Source organism: Mycobacterium sp. RTGN6 (assembly GCF_033804605.1).
Lineage (GTDB): Bacteria > Actinomycetota > Actinomycetes > Mycobacteriales > Mycobacteriaceae > Mycobacterium.
Genome location: NZ_JAPZKZ010000008.1, coordinates 241,006 through 261,258 on the forward strand (window position 1 = coordinate 241,006; position 20,253 = coordinate 261,258).

The window sequence follows — 20,253 nt, forward strand, 5'->3', positions numbered from 1 at the left end:
CGTTCGTCACAACGCCGAAACAACCCCGTTTTAGCTTTGCTAACCATGACGCAAGAGCTCAACAAGGAGCCAGAGGCTCCGGAGGACGAAGCCGCCCTCGACACCATGACCGCCACCAAGGAGACCTTGGAGGACTACACGCTGCGCTTTGCTCCGCGCAGCTATCGCAAGTGGTCGACGCGGGTCGTCGGGATCTCGGCACTGGGCGGCATCGCCTACCTGGCCGACTTCGCCATCGGCGCCAACATCGGCATCGCCTACGGCACGACCAACGCGCTGTGGGGCATCCTGATCTTCGCGGTCGTCGTCATGCTGACCGGTTTTCCCGTGGCCTACTACTCGGCGCGGTACAACATCGACCTCGACCTGGTCACCCGCGGCAGCGGCTTCGGCTACTACGGCTCGGTCGTCACGAACGTCATCTTCGCGACGTTCACCTTCATCTTCTTCGCCCTCGAGGGCTCGATCATGGCCCAGGGTCTGCAACTTGGCCTCGGCATACCGCTCTGGCTTGGGTACGCCGCATCGACGTTGGTCATCTTCCCGCTGGTCATCTACGGCATGAAGGTGCTCTCCACCCTGCAGGTGTGGACCACGCCGCTATGGCTGGTCCTGATGGTCGCGCCGTTCGTATACCTCGTCGTCAGCCACCCCGAGTCGGTCGGCCAGTTCTTCGCCTATCAGGGCAAGGACGGCATCGACGGGTTCGACATGGGTTCGACGCTGCTGGCCGCCGGCGTGTGTCTCTCACTGATCGCCCAGATCGCCGAGCAGAACGACTACCTGCGCTTCATGCCGCCGAAGACCCCGGAGAACAAGCGCAGCTGGTGGACCTGGATGTTCCTGGCCGGCCCCGGCTGGGTGATCTTCGGCGCGATCAAGCAGATCGTCGGCCTGTTCCTGGCCGTGTACCTGATCGGCCTGACCGCCGACAACCTCGGTATCGCGAATCAGCCCGTGCACCAGTTCCTGGAGATCTACCAGAACTTCCTTCCGGGCTGGTTGGCCATGACGCTGGCCGTCGTGCTGGTGGTCATCAGCCAGATCAAGATCAACGTCACCAATGCCTACTCGGGCTCGCTGGCGTGGACCAACTCGTTCACCCGAGTCACCAAGACCTACCCGGGTCGGTTGGTGTTCCTCGGCGTCAACCTGCTGATCGCGTTGATCCTGATGGAAGCCAACATGTTCGACTTCCTCAACACGATCCTCGGCTTCTACGCCAACTGCGGCATGGCGTGGGTCGTCGTGGTGGCCTCCGACATCGTGTTCAACAAGTACCTGCTGAAGCTGTCGCCGAAGGTGCCGGAGTTCCGCCGCGGCATGCTGTACGCGTTCAACCCGGTGGGCTTCGGCTCGATGCTGATCGCGGCTGGCGTGTCCGTGATCGCCTTCTTCGGTGGCCTCGGTTCGGCGATCACCCCGTACTCGCCGCTGGTCGCCATCGGGCTGGCCCTAGTGCTACCGCCGATCATCGCGGTCGCGACGAAGGGCAAGTACTACCTGCGCCGCACCGACGACGGCATCGACCTTCCGATGTTCGACGAGTTCGGCAACCCGGCGGACGATCACATCAGATGCCATGTCTGCCACCACGAGTACGAACGGCCGGACATGATCAAGTCCGCGGTTCACGAAGGATTCATCTGCTCGTTGTGCCTGTCGACCGACAAGACCGGCGAGCACGTTCTGCCAGCACAATCCTGACCGAAGGACGGCCATAGCCACTATTCTGCGTGGCTATGGCCGTCTTTCTGCGCAAGGCGCTTGGCATCGGAAAACTGCCCGACGATATGCGGTCCGCCGCCGAAGCCGAGGGGATCATCCACCTCGCGGAGTTCGTGGCGGTGACGTTCCGGTTCTCCGGCAAGGTGCCTGGCAAGACGGCACACGGCAACATCCGCAGCTACGTGGGGGCGCTGGTGCTGACCAACCAACGGGTCTTGGGCACGTTGTCGGTCGTGCCGAAGAAGGCTGGCCGGGCGGTCGACCATCAGTGGAATGCATCGGCGGGCACGATGGTGCAGGCGACACTCGACGAGTCCGGGCTGACGCTCGACCTACCCGACCTCTCGGTCGTCGACCCCAGCTTCTCCGGGACCCTGTCGCTTCACTTCAAGGATCCGCTGACCGACGACGTGCTGATGCGACTCCCGCAGCGGTCGTTCGGGTTCGACGTGCCGGCCAAGTTCGTCTACTCCGCGGTCGGCGTGCCCTTCCGCGGCTGAGCGCTACTCCTGCGTAAAGGCATGGGAGACATGGATCTTCCAGCCGCCATCATTGCCATCAGGACATACGAATGCCTGATTCATGGCCGAATTGTGCTGTACCGCAGCTAGAACGGTGGTGGGTTGGCGTCGAGGTGGGCCTGGTTGCGTTTGCGTTCGGCAGCGATGGCGCGGGCTTGTTGTTGGCGGCGGGTGTACTTGCGGATGGGCATCGCGAGGCCGCGCTCTGGTGCGGGCGTGGTCGGTCCGGCCGGTGAACCTGGTGGGGTGGGGGTGGTGGTGTCCCAGTGCGGGAAGTGGATGCGGCTACCCGGCGGGACGCGGTATTGGTGGCCGGTGGGGCTGGTCCACTCGATGGTGCCGTCGGGGAGTTGGCGATCGGCCCAGCCGCCTGCCCCGACCCAGAAGGTCTTGAGCAGGTGGTGTTTTCGGCACAGACATTTCAGGTTGCCGGGGTGGGTCAGCCGGCTGGATGCGTAGGCGATGGTGTGGTCGAGGTCGCAGTACTCGGCGGGACGATTGCAGCCGCGGAACCGGCAGGTTAGGTCGCGGCTGCGGACCAGGCGTTGCAGTCGTCGCGAGGGCCGGTAGCCCGGTTCGGCGCCGCAGTCGGCGGGGTTGGGTGCGGTGGTCACGACCGCGCCCATGGTGACGAGTTCGGCCAGCAGCGGAGTGGGCACCACCCCGCCGCCGGCGATGATGCCGATCGACGCACCGGTGGTGGCGGATGGCTCGCCGGACGGCTCGGGGTCGCTGGGTCCGGGGTCGATCGGGTCGGGGTCTGGGTCGGGCCGGGCACTGCTACCCGGGTCGGGGTGCTGGTCGGTGAGCACGGTGATGGTGATCGCCGATGCGCGGGCGTCGGACCCGGCGGCCGGGCAGTCGGCCTTGCCGCAGCGGCACGGCAGCTGGTCACCGCCGGCGGTGATCACCCCGAACGCATCGGAGCGGCGTTCGCCCACGGTGCGGGGATCGGCGGGGCACACCGCGCGCACCATCGCCTCCAGGCGTCGCTCAAGCAGTTCGGAGTCGGTGATCAGCAACCGGCCCCACAGTGATCGGGTGCCGGTGACGTCGTCGGGATCGCCCACACCGACGTCGCGGCCGCGGGCCGCCGCCTGGTACTGCAGTACGGCGGCGGGGTCGTGCCGTTGGATCAACGTGTCGACGGCGGCCTCGAGTTTGGCCTCCGACATCGGCCCGAACCGGTTCGCCGCAGCTGCTAGGTCGGCATCGACGCGCGCCGCCACCTCCGGATCGTCGACCAACCGGGTACGCCAGGTCAGCGTGGCCGCGATGCGCGCGGTGATGACCCCCTCGGCCAACAGGACGGCCACCTTCGGCAGCCGGTGGCGCAACGCGAGCGCTTGGCGCAGCAGTCCGGTGGCGGCGCGGTGGCCGATGCTCAGCGCGGCGGCGACCTCGGCGGCGACGCTGTCGAACGCGTCGCAGGCCCAGTACTGGCGCTGTTCGCCGAGTTCGGAGTTGCAGCGCCGGTCGGTGAGTTCGGCGATCGCGGCCAGCCGCCGCGCCGCCGCAGCGGCCTCCGCGCGGGCTTCGTCACCAATGGCGGTGACCAGCGCGGCATCGTCGGACTCCTCGAACATGCGTTCGATTCTGCCCGTCAGACACGACTCGCCACCACCACCGAAGCCCAAGTTGTGGATGAAACCCAGACTGTGGATAAGTTGCTTTCGATGAGCGAAAGGGTTGCCGACCGTCGACGGGCCGGGTTCGGTGTACGACGATGAGAGACGCCACGTGACCGAACCACAGCGCGACAACGTGCTGATCATCCATTGGCACGACCTCGGCCGGTATCTCGGCGTCTACGGCCACGCCGACGTGGTGAGCCCCCGACTGGACCAGCTGGCAGGAGAGGGCATCTTGTTCACCCGCGCCCACGCGACTGCCCCGCTGTGTTCGCCGTCGCGCGGGTCGCTGTTCACGGGCCGCTACCCGCACGACAACGGGCTGATCGGCCTGGCGCACCACGGCTGGGAGTACCGCGCAGGCGTCCGGACGCTGCCCAGCCTGCTCTCTGAATCTGGTTGGCATACTGCGCTATTCGGCATGCAGCACGAAACGTCCTATCCGGTGCGACTCGGCTTCGACGAATACGACGTGAGCAACTCCTACTGCGAGTACGTCGTCGAGCGCGCCACGGCCTGGCTCGCCGACGCACCGACTGAGCCGTTCCTGCTCACCGCGGGCTTCTTCGAGACGCACCGCCCGTATCCGCACGATCGGTACGAGCCCGCCGAGCCCGACGGCGTCACGGTGCCCGACTACCTCCCCGACACCGACGACGTGCGCCAGGATCTGGCCGACTTCTACGGATCCATCGCGGTCGCCGACGCGGCCGTCGGGCAACTGTTGGACACCCTCGAGTCGACCGGACTCGACCGCACCACCTGGGTGGTGTTCATGACCGACCACGGACCGGCCCTCCCGAGAGCCAAGTCCACGCTGTACGACGCGGGTACGGGGATCGCGTTCATCGTCCGTCCCCCGAAGGCGAACGACCGCGCCCCCATCGTCTACGACGAGCTGTTCAGCGGGGTCGACCTGCTCCCCACCCTGCTAGGCCTGCTTGGTGTCGACGTTCCCGAAGCGGTGCAAGGGATTTCGCACGCCGATCAACTGCGCCAAGCAAGCCGAGCCGAAACGGCACGCACCGAGGTCTACACCACCAAGACCTATCATGACTCGTTCGATCCGATACGTGCCATTCGCACGAAGGAATACAGCTACATCGAGAACTACGCCGCGCGGCCCGTGCTCGACCTGCCGTGGGACATCGCGGACAGCGCTCCCGGCCATGCGGTCGAACCGCTGACGCGCGGACCTCGTCCGGCCCGCGAACTGTACGACCTGGTCGCCGACCCCACGGAGCGCGACAACCTGCTCGACGGGGAACCGAGCGACAAGGCCGAGGCTATCGCGGGCGACCTCGCGCTTCTGCTCGACGCCTGGCGCCAGAAGACCAATGACGTCATCCCGTCCGACTTCGCGGGAACCAGAATCGCCGAGCGCTATACGGAGACCTACCTGCGCATCCTTGGCCTCCCACTACCCAGCCGGTCGGCCATCGCCTCCGACCGCGGAGTGCACGACGAAATCCAGCAATAGTTTGGCTCGTGGTGAGCAGAATATCGGCAGTGCAAGGGGTTTCGGCACCCGCTACGCTGCAGCGCATGGCCCCGACCGCCTATCTCGTGCTCGCTTCCCAGCGCAGTGGCAGCACCCTGCTCGTCGAGTCGCTGCGTGCCACCGGCGTCGCGGGCGAGCCTCAGGAGTTCTTTCAATACCTGCCCACCACCAGCCAGTCGCCGCAGCCTCGGCAGTGGTTCAAAAGCGTTGAGGACAAATCGATTCTGCAGCTGTTGGACCCGCTCGACGAGGGCAAGCCGGACATCGCTCCCGCGGAGATCTGGCGCGACTACATCCGCACCGTCGGCCGCACCCCGAACGGCGTGTGGGGCGGGAAGCTGATGTGGAACCAGACTTCGCTGCTGCTCGACCGTGCCAAAGGGCTGCCCAATCGTTCAGGCGACGGATTGCTGGCCGCGATCCGCGACGTCGTCGGCAGTGATCCGGTGCTCGTGCACGTCTACCGACCGGACGTCGTCTCACAGGCGGTGTCGTTCTGGCGAGCCGTCCAGACGCGCGTCTGGCGGGGCCGCCCCGACCCGGTGCGCGACGCCCGTGCCGAATACCACGCCGGAGCCATCGCCCACGTGGTCACGATGCTGCGTGCGCAGGAGGAGGGCTGGCGCGACTGGTTCGCGGAGGAGGGCATCGACCCCATCGACGTGGCCTATCCGGTGTTGTGGCGCAACCTCACCCAGATCGTCGGGACCGTTCTGGAGGCGCTCGGGATGGACCCCAGACTGGCACCTCCGCCTGTGCTCGAACGTCAGGCCGACCAGCGCTCCGACGACTGGGTGGATCGCTATCGGGAGGACGCCGAACGAGAGGGGCTGCCCATATGACGACCACGGTCACGTTCGACGACACCCACGTCGACGAGCTTCGTCTCCTCGAAGCCGAGGCGGTCCACATCATCCGTGAGGTGGTCGCGGAGCTACCGCGGCCCGTGCTGCTGTTCTCCGCGGGCAAGGACTCCATCGTGCTACTGCGGTTGGCGGAGAAGGCATTCCGGCCATCGCCGCTGCCGTTCCCGGTGCTGCACGTCGACACCGGCCACAACTTCCCGGAAGTCATCGAGTTCCGCGACCGCCGGCTCGCCGAGCACGGTCACCGGCTGATCGTCGGCTCGGTTCAAGAGACCATCGACAGCGGCCGGGTCGCAGACCCGGGCGAAGGCGCGTCACGCAACCGTCAGCAGACCCGCACGCTGCTCGACGCGCTCGAGGCAGGCGGGTTCGACGCTGCGTTCGGTGGCGCTCGCCGTGACGAGGAGCGCGCCCGCGCGAAGGAGCGCATCCTGAGCTTCCGCGACGAGTTCGGCCAATGGGACCCGCGCGCTCAAAGGCCCGAGCCGTGGTCGCTGTACAACGGCCGAATCCGCAAGGGCGAGCAGGTCCGCGTGTTCCCGCTGAGCAACTGGACCGAGCTCGACGTCTGGCGCTACATCGAACTCGAGGGCCTCGAACTGCCTCCGATCTACTTCGCGCACGAACGCGAGGTCGTCGAACGCGACGGCATTCTGCTCGCCGTCTCCGAGTACGTGCAGCCGCAGGGAAGCGAGACGTCGGCCGTCGAGTGGGTGCGGTACCGAACCGTGGGTGACCTCACCATCACCGGCGCGGTGCGGTCGCGTGCGACGGACATCAGCGGCGTCATCGCCGAGATCTCCGCGGCGACGGTGTCCGAGCGTGGCGAGACCCGCGCCGACGACCGGACTTCCGTGGCCGCCATGGAAGACCGCAAGCGTGAGGGGTACTTCTGATGACCCGCCAATTGCTGCGCATCACCACGGCGGGCTCCGTCGACGACGGCAAGAGCACGCTGATCGGCCGCCTGATGCACGACACGGACAGTCTGCCGCTGGACCACCTCGAGGCGGTCACCGATACCGACGGCATCGCCGACCTGGCCGCGCTGTCCGACGGGCTGCGGGCGGAGCGCGAACAGGGCATCACCATCGACGTGGCGTACCGCTTCTTCTCCACCGAGGCGCGCAGCTACATCCTGGCCGACACTCCGGGCCACGAGCGCTACACCCGCAACATGTTCACCGGCGCCTCCAACGCGCACGCGGCGATCCTCCTGGTCGACGCGCGCGCCGGAGTGCTCCGACAGACCCGCAGGCATGCCCGCATCGCGAAACTGCTTGGCATCCAACACTTCGTCGCCACCGTGAACAAGATCGACCTCATCGACTTCGATCAGGCCCGGTTCGCCGAGGTGGAAGCCGACCTCCACCAGTTGGCGGCACGGCTGGGTGCAGCCGACCTGACGGTGATCCCGATCGCGGCCAAGCTCGGCGACAACGTCGTGGCCCGCTCCACCCAGACGCCGTGGTACGACGGCCCGACCTTGCTGGAATACCTTGAGGGAATCGAGCTTTCGGCTCCCCAACCCGAGACTGCCAAGCTCCGCCTACCGGTGCAGTGGGTGTCGCGACCGACTGCCGACGAACGCAGAAGGTACACCGGCCGCCTTGCGGCAGGCACCCTGCGCGTCGGCGATCCGATCGTGTCCCTACCGTCGGGTTCGGCGTCGACGGTCACCGCCCTGGACACCCTCGACGACGCCAGGGGTGTCGCCGTCGCTCCGCTGTCGGTGTCCCTCGAACTCGCCGACGACATCGACGTCGGCCGTGGCGACGTGTTCGTCAGCGGCGCCGACGACGCGACGCTGCCCGTGCTGGCACGTGAGCTCGACGCGACGGTGTGCTGGTTCACCGAGACGCCGCTGCGCGCAGGCGACCGGCTGGCGCTCAAGCAGGGCGCAAGGACCGTGCGGGCCACCGTTCAGGCGCTGCACAGCAGGCTGGACCCCGAGACGCTCGACGATTTGGACGGCCCAGTCGAGTTGGTGCTCAACGACATCGGCGCGGTGACACTTCGCACCAGTTCGGTCGTCGTCGCCGATCCCTATTCCGACGTCCGCGACAACGGGTCGTTCATCCTGATCGACGAGACCTCCAACGACACCGTCGGCGCGGGCACCATCACCGAGGCGCGCGAAGTCAAGCCGGGTGAGCAGACCCGCAACGACATCCGTTGGCACCCTTCGTCGCTGGATCGCGACTATCGCTGGGGCAAGACCGGCCAACGCGGCGCGACCATCTGGTTCACCGGCCTGCCCGCATCCGGCAAGTCCACCGTCGCCGTCGCCGTCGAACGCGCGCTGGTCGAGTCGGGGCACGTCGCCTACCTGCTCGACGGCGACAACCTACGTCACGGGCTTTCCGACGACCTCGGCTTCTCCGCCGGTGACCGCGCCGAGAACATCAGGCGGGTAGGGCATCTCACGCGCCTGCTCGCCGACGCCGGGGTGATTGCACTCGCATCGCTGGTCTCCCCACTGAAGTCCGATCGCCAGATCGCGCGCGCGCTCAACGAAGCGGCGAAGCTGACCTTCATCGAGGTGTACGTGGCGACATCGCTTGCGGAGTGTGAGAAGCGCGATCCCAAGGGGCTTTACGCGCGGGCGCGTTCGGGCGAGCTCAAGGGCATGACCGGGGTCGACGCACCGTACGAGCCGCCGGAGGACGCGGATCTGGTGCTCGACACCGCCGGTGCCGACATCGACGCGCTCGTCGCCCAGGTGATCGAGTTGCTCGACAAGACGCGCTAGCCGCCCACCCGGGCGACCACGAAGATGCGCCGGAACGGGAAGAACGTCGTGCCATCCGCGCGGACCGGATAGGCCTGGGCCAGAAGCGGAATGATGGCCTGGCGGTACTGCTGCCACGCTTCCTCAGTCAACCGGCTCTTGACCTGAGTCAGCGCGGTGCCCGTGATCCAGTCCAGCACCGGGGTCTCACCGGTCAGTTGGTGGACGTAAGTGGTCTCCCATGCGTCGACGGCGCAGCCCGCGTCTGTGAGCACGTCGGCGTAGCGCTCGGGTACTTCGACGACGTCGGCCTCTCGCCATGGCATGTCCCGCAACGCTTCTGCGAACGGGGCACTGCGGGCGACCTCGCGCACCGCCTCGTGCGACGGTGCGTCGAAGTTGCCTGGCACCTGCATGGCGATCCACGCCCCCGCGGGCAGCGCGCCCGCCCAGCGGACCATCAGCTCGACGTGGTCGGGCACCCACTGGAGCGCAGCGTTGCTGATGACGACGTCGGTGTCCGACTTGGGTGACCACTCGTCGATGCCGCCGACCACCGCATCCAGCCCGCGCTCACGGGCGGCCGCCACCATCTCCGGCGAGCTGTCGACCGCCTCGATGACCGCGTCGGGCCACCGCTGCGCAAGCGTGACGGTGAGATTGCCGGGGCCGCAGCCCAGGTCGACGACGCGTCGAGGCGACTCGGCCGCGACCCGGGCGGTCAGATCGAAGAACGGCCGTCCGCGGTGATCGGCGAAGGCGAGGTAGACGTCGGGGTTCCACATGGGGCCATCATGTCCGATGCCGCTGTGACCCACAGTCGATTACCAGCCGCGCCGATGCCGACGGTCAGGGTCACCAGGCAGTGTGGCGACGTGACTGCCCGGTGGCCACGGTGGATGCTGGCTGCCCTGCTCGCTGCCACGTCCGTGCTGTATCTGTGGAACCTGTCCGCCTGCGGCTACGGGAACGCCTTCTACGCAGCGGCCGCGCAAGCCGGCGCGCAGAGCTGGTCGGCGTGGTTCTTCGGATCGCTCGACGCGCAGAACTTCATCACGGTCGACAAGCCGCCAGGCGCGCTGTGGGTGACCGGACTCTCGGTGCGGCTGTTCGGGTTGAGCAGCTGGTCGGTGCTGGTGCCCCAGGCCCTCATGGGCGTCGCGGCCGTGGCAGTGCTCTACGCGACGATGCGGCGCACCGTGTCGGACGCACAGCAGGGTCAGGTGGCGGGGCTGCTCGCCGGTGCGATCCTGGCCTGCACGCCCGCCGCGGCGCTGATGTTCCGGTTCAACAACCCCGACGCCCTTCTGGTGTTGCTGTTGACGATCGCCGCGTACTGCGTCACTCGGGCCGTGCAGTCGGGGTCATGGCGCTGGCTTGCCGTCGTCGGCGCGGTGATGGGCACGGCATTCCTGACCAAGATGCTGCAGGCCGCGGTCGTGCTCCCGGGATTCGCCGCAGCGTACCTGCTGGCAGCACCGATCGCGTGGCGAAAGCGACTGCTGCACTTGACCGTAGGGGCGCTCACGCTCATCGCCGCAGCGGGTTGGTGGGTGCTGATCGTACAGTCGATACCGGCGAGCTCCCGCCCGTACATCGGCGGTTCGACCGACAATAGCGTGCTGGATCTGGCGTTTGGCTACAACGGGATGAACCGGATCCTCGGCACGCCGTCCGAAGGCGCCTCAGACTGGGGCGGCCCGGCGGCCAGAATGCCGAACGCGGCCGTCGGCGTACATCGCCTGTTCACCGGCGAGTTCGGCAGCGAAATATCTTGGCTGCTTCCGGTCGCCGTGTTCGTCGTCGCATTCGGTGCGTATCTGGCGTTGCGCCGCAAGCTGGTTCGTGACGAGGTGGCCGCGCTGCTGACGTGGGGCGGCTGGTTGCTCATCACCGGGCTGGTGTTCAGTTTCATGAACGGTACGGTGCACCCGTACTACACCGTCGCCCTCGCTCCGGCGATCGGAGCGCTGGTCGGGTTGGGCGGAGCCTGGGCGTGGCGGGTGCTACCCGATTGGGACGGCCGGATGGCGCTGGTGCTCATGCTGGTACTGGGTGGCGGATGGTCGTCGATCATGCTCACCCGCAACCACTTTGGACCGGCCCTGCTGCCGTGGGCGGTGGCGGGTTCGGCGCTGGTCGCCGCGGCGCTGACGGTTCAAGGGCGGCGCAGCTGGGCGCGAATCGGGATTGTCGTTGGCATCGTGGCGGCGTGCGCAGGCACGGCGGGATACTCGATCGCCACTGCCATGACGCCTCACCACGGCACCGTGCCCAACGCGGTTGGCTCCGTGCACCGGACGTCCGAACAGACCGCAAAGCTCGAAGAGGTGGTGACTGCCCTCGCCGGTGCGGGCTGGACCGGTGACGAGGCCACGAACCGCGACCTGGCAGTCCTGCTCGCGTCCGCCAACACCCCGTGGTCGGCGGCGACCAACGGATCGCAGTCGGCGGCGGTACTCGAACTCGCCTCGGGCACTTCTGTGATGGCGATCGGCGGCTGGAGTGGAGACCCCGTCCCCACGCTCGCGCAGTTCATCGACGACGTGCATGCACGCAAGATCGCCTACTACGTCGAAGCAGGAGCGGGCGCGCGCTACGGCAGGGTCATCCACGCGGAGAGCCACACCGAGTCCCACACCCGCGAGATCGCCGACTGGGTGGCCGCGAACTATCGCCCGCAAACCGTTGGCGATTCGCTTGTATATCGGCTGAGTTAGGCCGCGCGCGGGATACCATCGGGCCGTGGCCAGTTCGAAGTCGAACACGAGTACCCCGGTCGATCCCCCCATTCCCGTTCCCGACGTCGCGGGCGCCGACGCCACCGCGGGCGGGCTGCCACGGCGCGCAGATCTGACGTGGGAGCAGAAGCTCGTCGTCGACGCCTCCGCCGTCGCCGATCTGGGGCTGCGCACCGCGATCGCCTCGCTCGTCGGTGCGGCGATGCTGCCGCGGGTGGCCGGTGCGGTGCTGCGCCCGTCGGACTCGCGCGCCGAGCACGATGGGTTGCGGTTCTACGCCGAGTTGGCCGCGGCCAAGGATCCGACTGTGTCGTTTCCCGCGCCAAGCGCCCCGCCCCGCGTCTCGTCGCGGCCGGCCAACCCCGTCGCGGAGTGGATGGCCCACGGCCGCGTCCAGAACATCAAGTTCGCCAGTAGCTTCGAGGCGATCAATCCCGCTGTGCGCGAACGCCGTCGGGGCTACGAGCGCAACAACGTCGTGCATGCGCAGCACTGGATGCACGACGACGGTCCGCACCCCACGTTGTGCCTCATCCACGGTTTCATGGGCTCGGCGTATCTGTTCAACGGCTTGTTCTTCTCGCTGCCCTGGTTCTATCGATCGGGCTACGACATCCTGCTGTACACGCTGCCGTTCCACGGCCGGCGCGCCGAAAGGCATTCGCCCTTCAGCGGTTACGGCTACTTCGCCGACGGCTTCTCGGGTTTCGCCGAGGCCATGGCGCAGGCCGTGCACGACTTCCGCTCGGTGCTCGACTATCTCGAGTACACCGGGGTGGACCGGATTGCGCTGACCGGGATGTCGCTCGGCGGCTACACTTCGGCGCTGATCGCCGCGGTCGACGACCGCATCCAGGCCGTCATTCCGAACGTGCCCGTCGTGACCCCGGAGTCGGCGTTCGACGATTGGTTCCCCGCGAATCTCCTGGTGAGGCTGGGCAATCGGGTCACTGGCACCGACGCCGAGCTGATGGCCGGCGCGTCGCGGTACCACTCGCCGCTAAACTATGCGCCGCTGGTGCCGAAGGACCGGCGCCTGATCATCACCGGCCTCGGTGACCGGCTGGCCCCACCCGAGCAAGCCGAGGCATTGTGGGAGCACTGGGACCGCTGCGCGTTGCACTGGTTCCCCGGCAACCACATCCTGCACGTCAGCCAGCCCGACTACCTGCGCAGGATGAACCGTTTCATGCGCGACTTCATGTTCGCCTAGGACCTACAACGGCCCGGGTAGCCCAAGCCCCGGGAGGAGTCCGCCCTCGGGCGGCTTCCCGTCACCTCCCGGTTGGTTGGGGAAGGCGGGCCGCGGTTCGGGGCTCACGCTGATCGGCGTCCGCAACGTGGGACTTGGCGCCGGCCGTGGCGCGGGCTCACTCGGCGGGGGTGGCTCCTGGGGCGGTGCGGCTGGCGGCGACTCCACGGCGACGCTCGGCGTCGGTTCCGGTGCTGGAGGTGGCGCGGGCTCGGCCGTCGTCGATTCGACCGACTGACTGGTGGTGACGGGCGGGGCCGGGGGATGCGTGGCCGGGACCTCCGGCGTGGTCACGGCCTCGACCCGCTCGGGCCACAGGAGCACGAGGACCAGCCCGACGATGGCCCCGGTGACCGTCGCCCCTGCCAGAAGCAGAAGCGACCTGCGCCGCCGACGAGGGGACGGCTCGGGCACCTCTGACGTCTCGACCTCCCCTGCCATGCGGCGATACTACAAGCGTGTTTGCTCAGCCAACGTCGAGTTGGCCGACTCGACGTGCCAACGGACCTGATCCAGCCGCCCGGGAGGCAGCGGAACTGGGGTGATGCCGATTCGCTGGACCGACCGCGGATCCAACGCTGCCAGCCGCGGGCGCTGCAGGCCCGACAGAACGACGAGGCCCGCCAACGGCGCACCCTTGCGCGGCGCATCGGTGCGAAACGCGCACGCCGCGGCGACGGTCGGACGGGTCGCCGTTCCGCTGAACTCCAACGCGGTCCAGGTCTCGCCCGGCTGTGCCCAGACTTCGGAGAGTCGCTCGGCGAAGCGGTCGTCGACCGGGACCCCGTATGCGGAGAGGGTTCCGGCGTCGTCGCGGACCCCACTCCACGTCTCGCGGCCGCCCTCGATCAACGGCGCGTCGGCCTCGCTGACGATGGTTGCTCCGAGCCCCGCTTCCCGCAGCTGGTCGGCAAGCCGCCGCGCGACGATCTCGGCCGTCTCGGTCAGCGGAAGCTCGGGCGAACGCGCCTGTAGGGCAGCGAGATTGGCAGCTGCATCCAGGGTCACGCCGATCCACGTCGTGCGTGCACCGCCGTCGTCGACGCTGGTGACCCGGACCTTGTCGCAGCGGATCCCGAACCGGTCGGTGTATCCCGCTATGAGTGACAGCGGCACCCCGACGCCAACGGGGTCGTCGACGAGCAGCAGCACCGTGGCCCGAGTCGATGGCCGTACCTTCGGCTTCGAGTGGTTACGGCGCCACACTGCGAGTCGGCGGCCGATCATAGTCGTGACGAACAGCCCACGCCACCAGGCGAATACGATGAGCACGACGGCGATCGCGACGCCGAGTATCCAGTAGTCCGTGTTCGACTGCCATGGATATGCCATGGCCGCAGGCACGATGACCAACAGGGCCAACGCAATTCGGAGGGTCACGACGGGGTGTCCTTTCGTCGGTGCGCGACGACGGCGGCCGTGAGGACGGCGGCCAGTGCCAGCGCAGCGGTGCCTGCGAGCGCAATCGTGCGCGGGGTGGAGTCCTTCGGCGCTGGGTCGGCCGGTGCGGCGACGGGTTTGGCCTCCGGCCCAAGGCCACCGTCACCGGCCTCGTCGATGTCCCAGGTGAGCGCGGCGACGGGATCGACGAGGCCCGCTCCGGTCAGGTTCGACGGGGCCCGCGCGGCACCTTGCGCCCCTGCCTTCAACCGATGCACCACCTGTTCCGCGGTGAGCTCGGGAAACCGACTGCGTACCAACGCCGCAACGCCGGACACGTACGCGGCCGCGAAGCTCGAACCATTGAGCGGGAAGAGCTCACCCTGATCGTTCGGCAACGCATTGGCCAGGCCACCGTCCTCGCCGTTGCCGACCGAGGCGACGTTCTCGCCGGGTGCCGCGACGCCCACCCACGGGCCAGCCATCGTGAACGGGGACGGCCTGCCGGTCGCCGCCAACGATCCGACGGACAGCACGTAGGGCTGCCACGACGACGGGATCGACACCGAGGTCACCGCCGCCCAGTTGCGCGGGTCGTCGGGCCGCGCCGGATCGGACAGCGGGTTGGACGGGCAAGCCGAGCCCGGGTTCAATCCGGCCTGGTTGTTGCCCGCGGCGGCGACGACGACGGCGTCCTTCTCGTCGACGGCATATCGCAGGGCCGCGCCGAGTTCGGTCTGATCGACGGTCTCGTCGGCCGCGAGGCACGTCACCGCCGAGACGTTGATGACGCGTGCACCGAGGTCGGCGGCGCGCACGATGGCCCGCGCGAGAGTGGCCACGTCGAGCGCCGCCCGCGCCGTCGCCTGGTCCTCGGCCGTGGCGCGCGGCGAGTACTTGGCGGACGTCGAACGGATCGACAGCACCCTGGCTTCCGGCGCGACGCCGGAGAAGCCGTCGGGTCCCGGCTTGCCTGCGATCAGGCCCGCCACCAACGTGCCGTGGCCGTCGCAGTCGGTCAGCCCGTCGGTCGATTCGACGAAGTCGCCACCCGCCTCGACGTTCGGCAACCGTGGGCCAGGTCGCACCCCGGTGTCGATGACGGCGACGAGTTGACCTTCGCCTCTGCTGTACTCCCACGCACCGGACAGGTTGAGCATCAACTGATTCGGGCTGACCGCACCGGGGTTCGTTCCGGTCAGGATGCCGGCGGTGACACACGGGCTGCGCTGCGCCATGGGCTGCACGGGTCCCGCGTTGCCCGATGGCGGCGCAACCTGGGGGTCCACCTGAGGTGGCGTGATCGCCTGTGCAGCAGGGCAGCCCATCGTTGCGACCACAAGTGCCGCGGCAAGGGCCGCGAGCCCGGAACGGGCATTAGTCACCGGTTCAGCACCCACGCGAATATTCCGACCAGGTAGGCCAGCACGGGGATCAGCGACGCGTCGACACTCGCGGCGAGGAATCCGACCAGGCGGCGCATCGGCAGCGAGTAGGTGTCCGGGGAGGCGACGCGCGGGAAGATCGCCGCGACGGCCCACACCGCCGTCACCGCCACCAGCGCCGCGAGCGCCCACCAGGCCGCGGGGTAGCGGCCGTCGGTCAGGTACACCGCGAGGAGCCCGATCGCGAGCAGGAACGGCTGGCTCAGCAGCCACGCCTTGCACGGTGCGGAATCCCATACCCGGGCCCGCAGCACGGCACCGAGCGCCACCGCGGCGACCACGTACCAGACCCAGTGCGAAGTACCCTGTGGGGCAGCAAGAGTCAGCGTTCCTGCCGTGGCCAGCAGCACGCCGCCCGCGATGAAGCCGGTCTGGTGCGAGTCGCTGATCCGCACCCGCCGGGGGAGGTCTGCGAGCACTTCCAGCGGCGGCGCCGACGGCGTCGGGTCACCCGGTGCGGGGATCACCGGCACGGGGAACCGCGCCCACAGTGCGGAGAATTGGGCGGCCTGAACGGTCACCAGCAGGGCGAGCACCACCAGCACGGACCCAACGACGACGGCGTTGAGCTCCCAGATCGCGGCGGCTCCCGCGGTGATGAGTGCGCCTGCGCCGACGACGGTGGCTGCGGTGAAGACGGCGATCGCACGCTCGGCGATGGTGATGCTGACGATCGACCACGCCGTCACGCCGGCAGCAGCGAGCAGCACCTGTGATGGCCCGAACTCTCCTGGGACGGCCAGCGCAAACGCTGCAGCGACGGGCCCGAGCGCGGCCACCGACAACGCGGTGGCCAACTGCGGAAGTTGCACGCGCGTCGCCAAGGCGCCAAGCACCGTCAACACCGCGACGGTGCTGGCCACGATGAGCCCGGCGTTGCCGCCTTCCGAGGCGTGGTGCAGCACGGCGACGACGGTGGCGAACAGGATCAGGCCGACGACGGCGACCCCCGCGAAACGCTCGACGTGGGCGGCACCCCATGGCTTCTCACGCGCGGCGGAGAAGATCACCGCGGCGTCACCGATGTCCTCGACGATCCGAGGCGCGGCCGGTCCGAGTGGAACCGGCTGCAGCGCAAGGAGATCCCCGTCGACCACGCCGACGGTGTCCAGTGTCGCGTCGAGGCTGAACGGCGCACCGCCCACCGGGGCGAGCGACAGCGCCGTCAGCGTGGAGTCGTCGGGGTCGTCACTAGGCGGAAGCGCCATCCGGCGTACCGCCGGAAGGATCTCCCGCAGCGGAAGTTCCGTTGGCAACGCCATGTCGGTGACCCGACCGCTTTCACCGCCGGCGAGCACGGCGACGCGGACGATCGGCATCACCGCGGGGCCGGTGGCCGAGCCTAGTGAGTGAGTGTCTGACGACATTGCTGTTGTTCCGTTCTCTGGTCGAAGTCTCGGGTCAGGTTTGACTGCGGGAACCAGGGCCCGTCAGGAAGCGTGGCGGTGAGCCGCTCGATCGCAGTGGCGATCGCCAACGGCGTACCAGAAGTAAAGGTGGACAACCATTCCCCGTCGAATGCCTTCGACGGGGCGACGAGCACGCGCCCCGCAGGCGTGTCGACGACGCTGACCCCGACGTCCGTGCTGACGCGGTGTCCGTCACGGTGGTCGCCCGCGACGATCTCCACGTAGGTGCGATCCGGTGAGTATGCGGCCTCCACCACGGGGCGCGCGGTCGCGGGAATGCCGAGGAACTCGATGACGTCGGCGAGTTCGGCTCCGCTGCGCAGCTGCTCGTCGGCGCGGGCTCCCACCCGGGCAGGGATGGCGAACTCGTCGAAGCGCGCCGGTTCCCGGCCCGAGAGCCCCGCGGTGACGATCGGCACGAACGCCTGCGGATGGTCGATTTCCAGTGCCGTGAACGTGACGAGTCCCCCTCCGCGGAACGCCGCGACGACATGCTCGTCGCGGCGTGCCACGATGCCGCGCAGCAGGTTGCCCGAGCCGCTGACGAACCGGAGTTCGAGCCAGCGCCGAGCGCGGCACGTCGTCGTGACCCATTGGCGCACTGAGGAATCGATCGTCCCATCGGCGGCCATCACGCCCATGTCCTTCAGTTCCGCGGCGCGCGCGGCCTCGAAGGCCGCGCGCAGCCCGACGTCACTGTAGGGCGGCGTGATGGCCAACACCCAGGGAAAGCTCCCTGCGCTGCACGTGTCTGCGACGAACCAGGCCTGCTCGGCGGTCAGCTCGACGGCGTTAGCGGCCACTGAATCTCATGCGCCCCACTTGGCGCCCTGCGCCGCGTCGCGTGCGCTCATCGAGATGGTGTTGGTCTCGTGAGTGCTTGCCATCGCCCGATAGGCGCGGACCAGTTCCTCGAGGCTCGTGTTCCACTGCGCCTGCCAGGCCTGGTAGCTCGTGCCGGTGTCGCCCTGCCATGCGCCGGACAGCGCAGCCTGCTCACTCGCGACGTCGGCACCGACTGCGTGCAGAGCGCCTGCGTAGCCGTTCATCTCGGCGGACAGAGCCAGCATCGCCGGGTAGTTATACATGATTTGAGACATCAGAGGTGTCCTTTCAGCTCAGCGGGTCAGATGACGTTGTAGGTGGAGGAGGCGGCGGCATCCTCGGCGACGTACGTGCTCGCGGCGTCGCCGATGTTGGCCTGCGCGATGTCCAGCAAGGCGTTTACCTTCGCCGACACCTCGATGAAGCGGGCGTGCGCAGCCTGGAACGCGACCGCCGACTCGCCCATGTGGAACGCCTGCGACGACTGGGCGGCCTGCTCGGCTTGTGCGATGGTGCTGCGCATCAGCGCGGCCTTGGCCGAGAACGCGGCCTCGGAGGCGACGAGTTGTGGGATGTGAGCGTCCAAGAGGCTCATGACACTTCCTTTCGAATTGTTTGGGTGCGACGGTGGTGGACTACTGGTCTGTTCAGCGGCGGGGTCCTCCCCCTTGGTCCCAATCTCCCGGCAGCAGAGGGTCGGTCGGACCGCCGCCGAACGTGTCGCCCGCAAGCTCGGTCAGCCCGGCGGCCTCCTCGGCGCCCACGTTGGTCGTGGTGCCCGTGAATCCCATGGCGCCTGAGCCCGTTTCCGAGGCGGTTACCCGGGGCCGGCGGATCGGTTCGGGTGGCGCCTCCTCGGGATCGGGTTCGTAGTCCATGTAGGCGTCGGCGTAGCCGCGCTCCTTGATGGCAGCGCCACGACGGCGCCGCGCCTTGCGCTTGGCCAACGAGGACGCCGCTGCACCGGCCGCTGCGAAGGCGGCGATGTCGGCAGCCGGGGCCTTGGCTCCGGTGCCCTCTCGCAGCGTCGGGGTAGGTCCTGGCCCGGGGTCGGGTCCGCCGACGGCGTACGGCGCCATCGGCGCGGCCACCCCTGCGGCCGACCCGACGCCCGGTGCGGTGCCGCCCGCCACGGACGTCACCGACGACGTGGGCGCGCTCGGCACCGTGGGTGCGACGGTCGCGGTGGGCAGCTGACTGGGCGCATCGACTCGGACGGGTTGAGCCGCAGGCTGTGGGGCGGGCGCAGGCGCGGGCTCGGGCTCGACCGGAGCGAGTTTGTCGAGGTACTGCTGAAGGAAGTGGTTGCCGACGGCCAGCCCGATCGCCAGCAGCGGTTGCAGCAGCAGCTGGGGGTAGGTCAGCGATGCCCCCACCCACGAAAAGGCCTGGTAGGCAACGGCGAACAGGAACGGCCCGTACTGCACCAATGTCGGGCCGGGGTTGGTCAGCAGCCCGGTGATCAATTGGACGGTGTTGCCGACGGGGTCTTCCAAGAAGGTGATGATCGGCTCGAACAGCGAGTAGGTGTAGTCGGTGTACGCCTGGTACAGCTGCGAAACCAACTGCAACAGTTGCGAAATGAGGTCCGACGAGTTCAGCGCCTGACCCGCGTCCAGCGCCTGCACCTGAGCGAACGTCTGCTGCGCGGTGGCGGCCGAGGTGCCCGCCTCCCCCACGCCGGGGGCCAGCAACATCGGCGCGGGCGTCGTGGCGGGGGTGGCGGCCACCGCAGCGGACGCGACCGCCTGGTAGGTGCTCATCGTGGTGGCGGCCTGGACCCACATCCGCACGTAGTCGGCTTCGTTCAGCGCGATGGGAATCGTGTTGATGCCGAAGAAGTTGGTGCCGATCAACACCCCGTGCACGACGTGGTTCGCCGCCAGCTCGGCTAGCGTCGGCATGGCGGCGACGGCCGTCGTGTAGGACGCTGCGGCGGTCTCGTGCTGGACCGCGGCCGCCGCACTGTTGGCGCTGGCCGTTGCCAGCCACGCGAGGTACGGCGCATGGGCGGCCACGTACTGTTCGGCGCTCGGTCCCTCCCAAGACCCGGCCTGAACGGCGCCGAGCAGGCCGGTCAGTTCGGCTGCAGCCGAGGAGTATTCGGTTGCCAGCGACTGCCACGCCCCCGCGGCGGCCAACAGCGAACCCGGTCCGGGGCCGCTGCTGAGCATCGTCGAATGCACCTCGGGTGGGAGGGCCATCCAGATGGGGGCGGTCACG

General features: G+C 68.4%; 18 protein-coding genes. 8 read left to right on the plus strand and 10 right to left on the minus strand.

Going from position 1 to position 20,253, the window contains the following annotated elements; translation table 11 throughout:
- Positions 1–45 precede the first annotated feature (45 nt).
- Together SLQ33_RS20865 and SLQ33_RS20870 are read left to right on the plus strand one after the other, a co-directional pair.
- Positions 46–1,707, plus strand: a complete 1,662-nt coding sequence (locus SLQ33_RS20865; RefSeq protein WP_319455774.1) for a hypothetical protein — start codon at positions 46–48, stop codon at positions 1,705–1,707.
- 35 nt (positions 1,708–1,742) lie between these two features.
- A complete protein-coding gene (locus tag SLQ33_RS20870; RefSeq protein ID WP_319455775.1) occupies positions 1,743–2,228 on the plus strand; it encodes a hypothetical protein in 486 nt (161 codons plus the stop codon).
- Between the two features lie 107 nt (positions 2,229–2,335).
- On the opposite strand, the gene SLQ33_RS20875 is transcribed toward SLQ33_RS20870, so the two are convergent.
- Positions 2,336–3,835, minus strand: a complete 1,500-nt coding sequence (locus SLQ33_RS20875; protein WP_319455776.1) for an HNH endonuclease signature motif containing protein — start codon at positions 3,833–3,835, stop codon at positions 2,336–2,338.
- A 154-nt stretch (positions 3,836–3,989) separates the two neighbouring features.
- Here SLQ33_RS20875 and SLQ33_RS20880 point away from each other — a divergent pair, with 154 nt between their 5' ends.
- From SLQ33_RS20880 to cysC, 4 genes are all read left to right on the plus strand, one after another.
- Positions 3,990–5,360 (plus strand): sulfatase, encoded by a 1,371-nt coding sequence (locus SLQ33_RS20880; RefSeq protein ID WP_319455777.1) that lies wholly within the window; start codon positions 3,990–3,992, stop codon positions 5,358–5,360.
- Between the two features lie 65 nt (positions 5,361–5,425).
- Positions 5,426–6,223, plus strand: a complete 798-nt coding sequence (gene stf0 / locus SLQ33_RS20885; protein WP_319455778.1) for a trehalose 2-sulfotransferase — start codon at positions 5,426–5,428, stop codon at positions 6,221–6,223.
- A complete protein-coding gene (cysD, locus tag SLQ33_RS20890; RefSeq protein ID WP_319455779.1) occupies positions 6,220–7,143 on the plus strand; it encodes a sulfate adenylyltransferase subunit CysD in 924 nt (307 codons plus the stop codon). The genes stf0 and cysD overlap by 4 nt, the downstream gene beginning before the upstream one ends.
- Positions 7,143–8,999 carry an adenylyl-sulfate kinase gene (gene cysC / locus SLQ33_RS20895; RefSeq protein ID WP_319455780.1) on the plus strand — a complete coding sequence of 619 codons (1,857 nt, stop codon included), beginning with the start codon at positions 7,143–7,145 and terminating at the stop codon, positions 8,997–8,999. The genes cysD and cysC overlap by 1 nt, the downstream gene beginning before the upstream one ends.
- Here the strand turns inward: cysC and SLQ33_RS20900 are convergent.
- Positions 8,996–9,763: a trans-aconitate 2-methyltransferase gene (locus tag SLQ33_RS20900; RefSeq protein WP_319455781.1), complete on the minus strand. Its 768-nt coding sequence runs from the start codon at positions 9,761–9,763 to the stop codon at positions 8,996–8,998. The two genes, cysC and SLQ33_RS20900, sit on opposite strands and share 4 nt — an antisense overlap.
- A 90-nt stretch (positions 9,764–9,853) precedes the next feature.
- On the opposite strand from SLQ33_RS20900, the gene SLQ33_RS20905 reads away from it, so the two are divergent.
- A complete protein-coding gene (locus tag SLQ33_RS20905; protein WP_319455782.1) occupies positions 9,854–11,698 on the plus strand; it encodes a glycosyltransferase family 39 protein in 1,845 nt (614 codons plus the stop codon).
- A 25-nt stretch (positions 11,699–11,723) separates the two neighbouring features.
- Positions 11,724–12,932 carry an alpha/beta hydrolase family protein gene (locus tag SLQ33_RS20910; protein ID WP_319455783.1) on the plus strand — a complete coding sequence of 403 codons (1,209 nt, stop codon included), beginning with the start codon at positions 11,724–11,726 and terminating at the stop codon, positions 12,930–12,932.
- 3 nt (positions 12,933–12,935) lie between these two features.
- Here the strand turns inward: SLQ33_RS20910 and SLQ33_RS20915 are convergent, their stop codons facing one another.
- The 8 genes from SLQ33_RS20915 to SLQ33_RS20950 are packed head-to-tail and all read right to left on the minus strand — an operon-like array spanning position 12,936 to position 20,252.
- Positions 12,936–13,412, minus strand: coding sequence for a hypothetical protein (locus tag SLQ33_RS20915; protein ID WP_319455784.1), 477 nt, complete (start codon positions 13,410–13,412; stop codon positions 12,936–12,938).
- Positions 13,413–13,421: 9 nt separating this feature from the next.
- Positions 13,422–14,351, minus strand: coding sequence for a type VII secretion protein EccE (gene eccE / locus SLQ33_RS20920; protein ID WP_319455785.1), 930 nt, complete (start codon positions 14,349–14,351; stop codon positions 13,422–13,424).
- Positions 14,348–15,679, minus strand: coding sequence for a type VII secretion-associated serine protease mycosin (mycP, locus tag SLQ33_RS20925; RefSeq protein WP_319455925.1), 1,332 nt, complete (start codon positions 15,677–15,679; stop codon positions 14,348–14,350). Before mycP ends, eccE begins: the two co-directional genes overlap by 4 nt.
- 53 nt (positions 15,680–15,732) lie before the next feature.
- Positions 15,733–17,163: a type VII secretion integral membrane protein EccD gene (gene eccD, locus SLQ33_RS20930; protein ID WP_319455786.1), complete on the minus strand. Its 1,431-nt coding sequence runs from the start codon at positions 17,161–17,163 to the stop codon at positions 15,733–15,735.
- Positions 17,139–18,008 (minus strand): ESX secretion-associated protein EspG, encoded by an 870-nt coding sequence (locus SLQ33_RS20935; protein ID WP_319455787.1) that lies wholly within the window; start codon positions 18,006–18,008, stop codon positions 17,139–17,141. The genes eccD and SLQ33_RS20935 overlap by 25 nt, the downstream gene beginning before the upstream one ends.
- A gap of 6 nt (positions 18,009–18,014) precedes the next feature.
- Positions 18,015–18,305, minus strand: coding sequence for a WXG100 family type VII secretion target (locus SLQ33_RS20940; RefSeq protein ID WP_319455788.1), 291 nt, complete (start codon positions 18,303–18,305; stop codon positions 18,015–18,017).
- A gap of 26 nt (positions 18,306–18,331) precedes the next feature.
- Positions 18,332–18,625: a type VII secretion system protein EsxG gene (gene esxG, locus SLQ33_RS20945; protein WP_319455789.1), complete on the minus strand. Its 294-nt coding sequence runs from the start codon at positions 18,623–18,625 to the stop codon at positions 18,332–18,334.
- Between the two features lie 52 nt (positions 18,626–18,677).
- Positions 18,678–20,252, minus strand: coding sequence for a PPE family protein (locus tag SLQ33_RS20950; RefSeq protein ID WP_319455790.1), 1,575 nt, complete (start codon positions 20,250–20,252; stop codon positions 18,678–18,680).
- Between the last annotated feature and the right edge of the window lies 1 nt (position 20,253).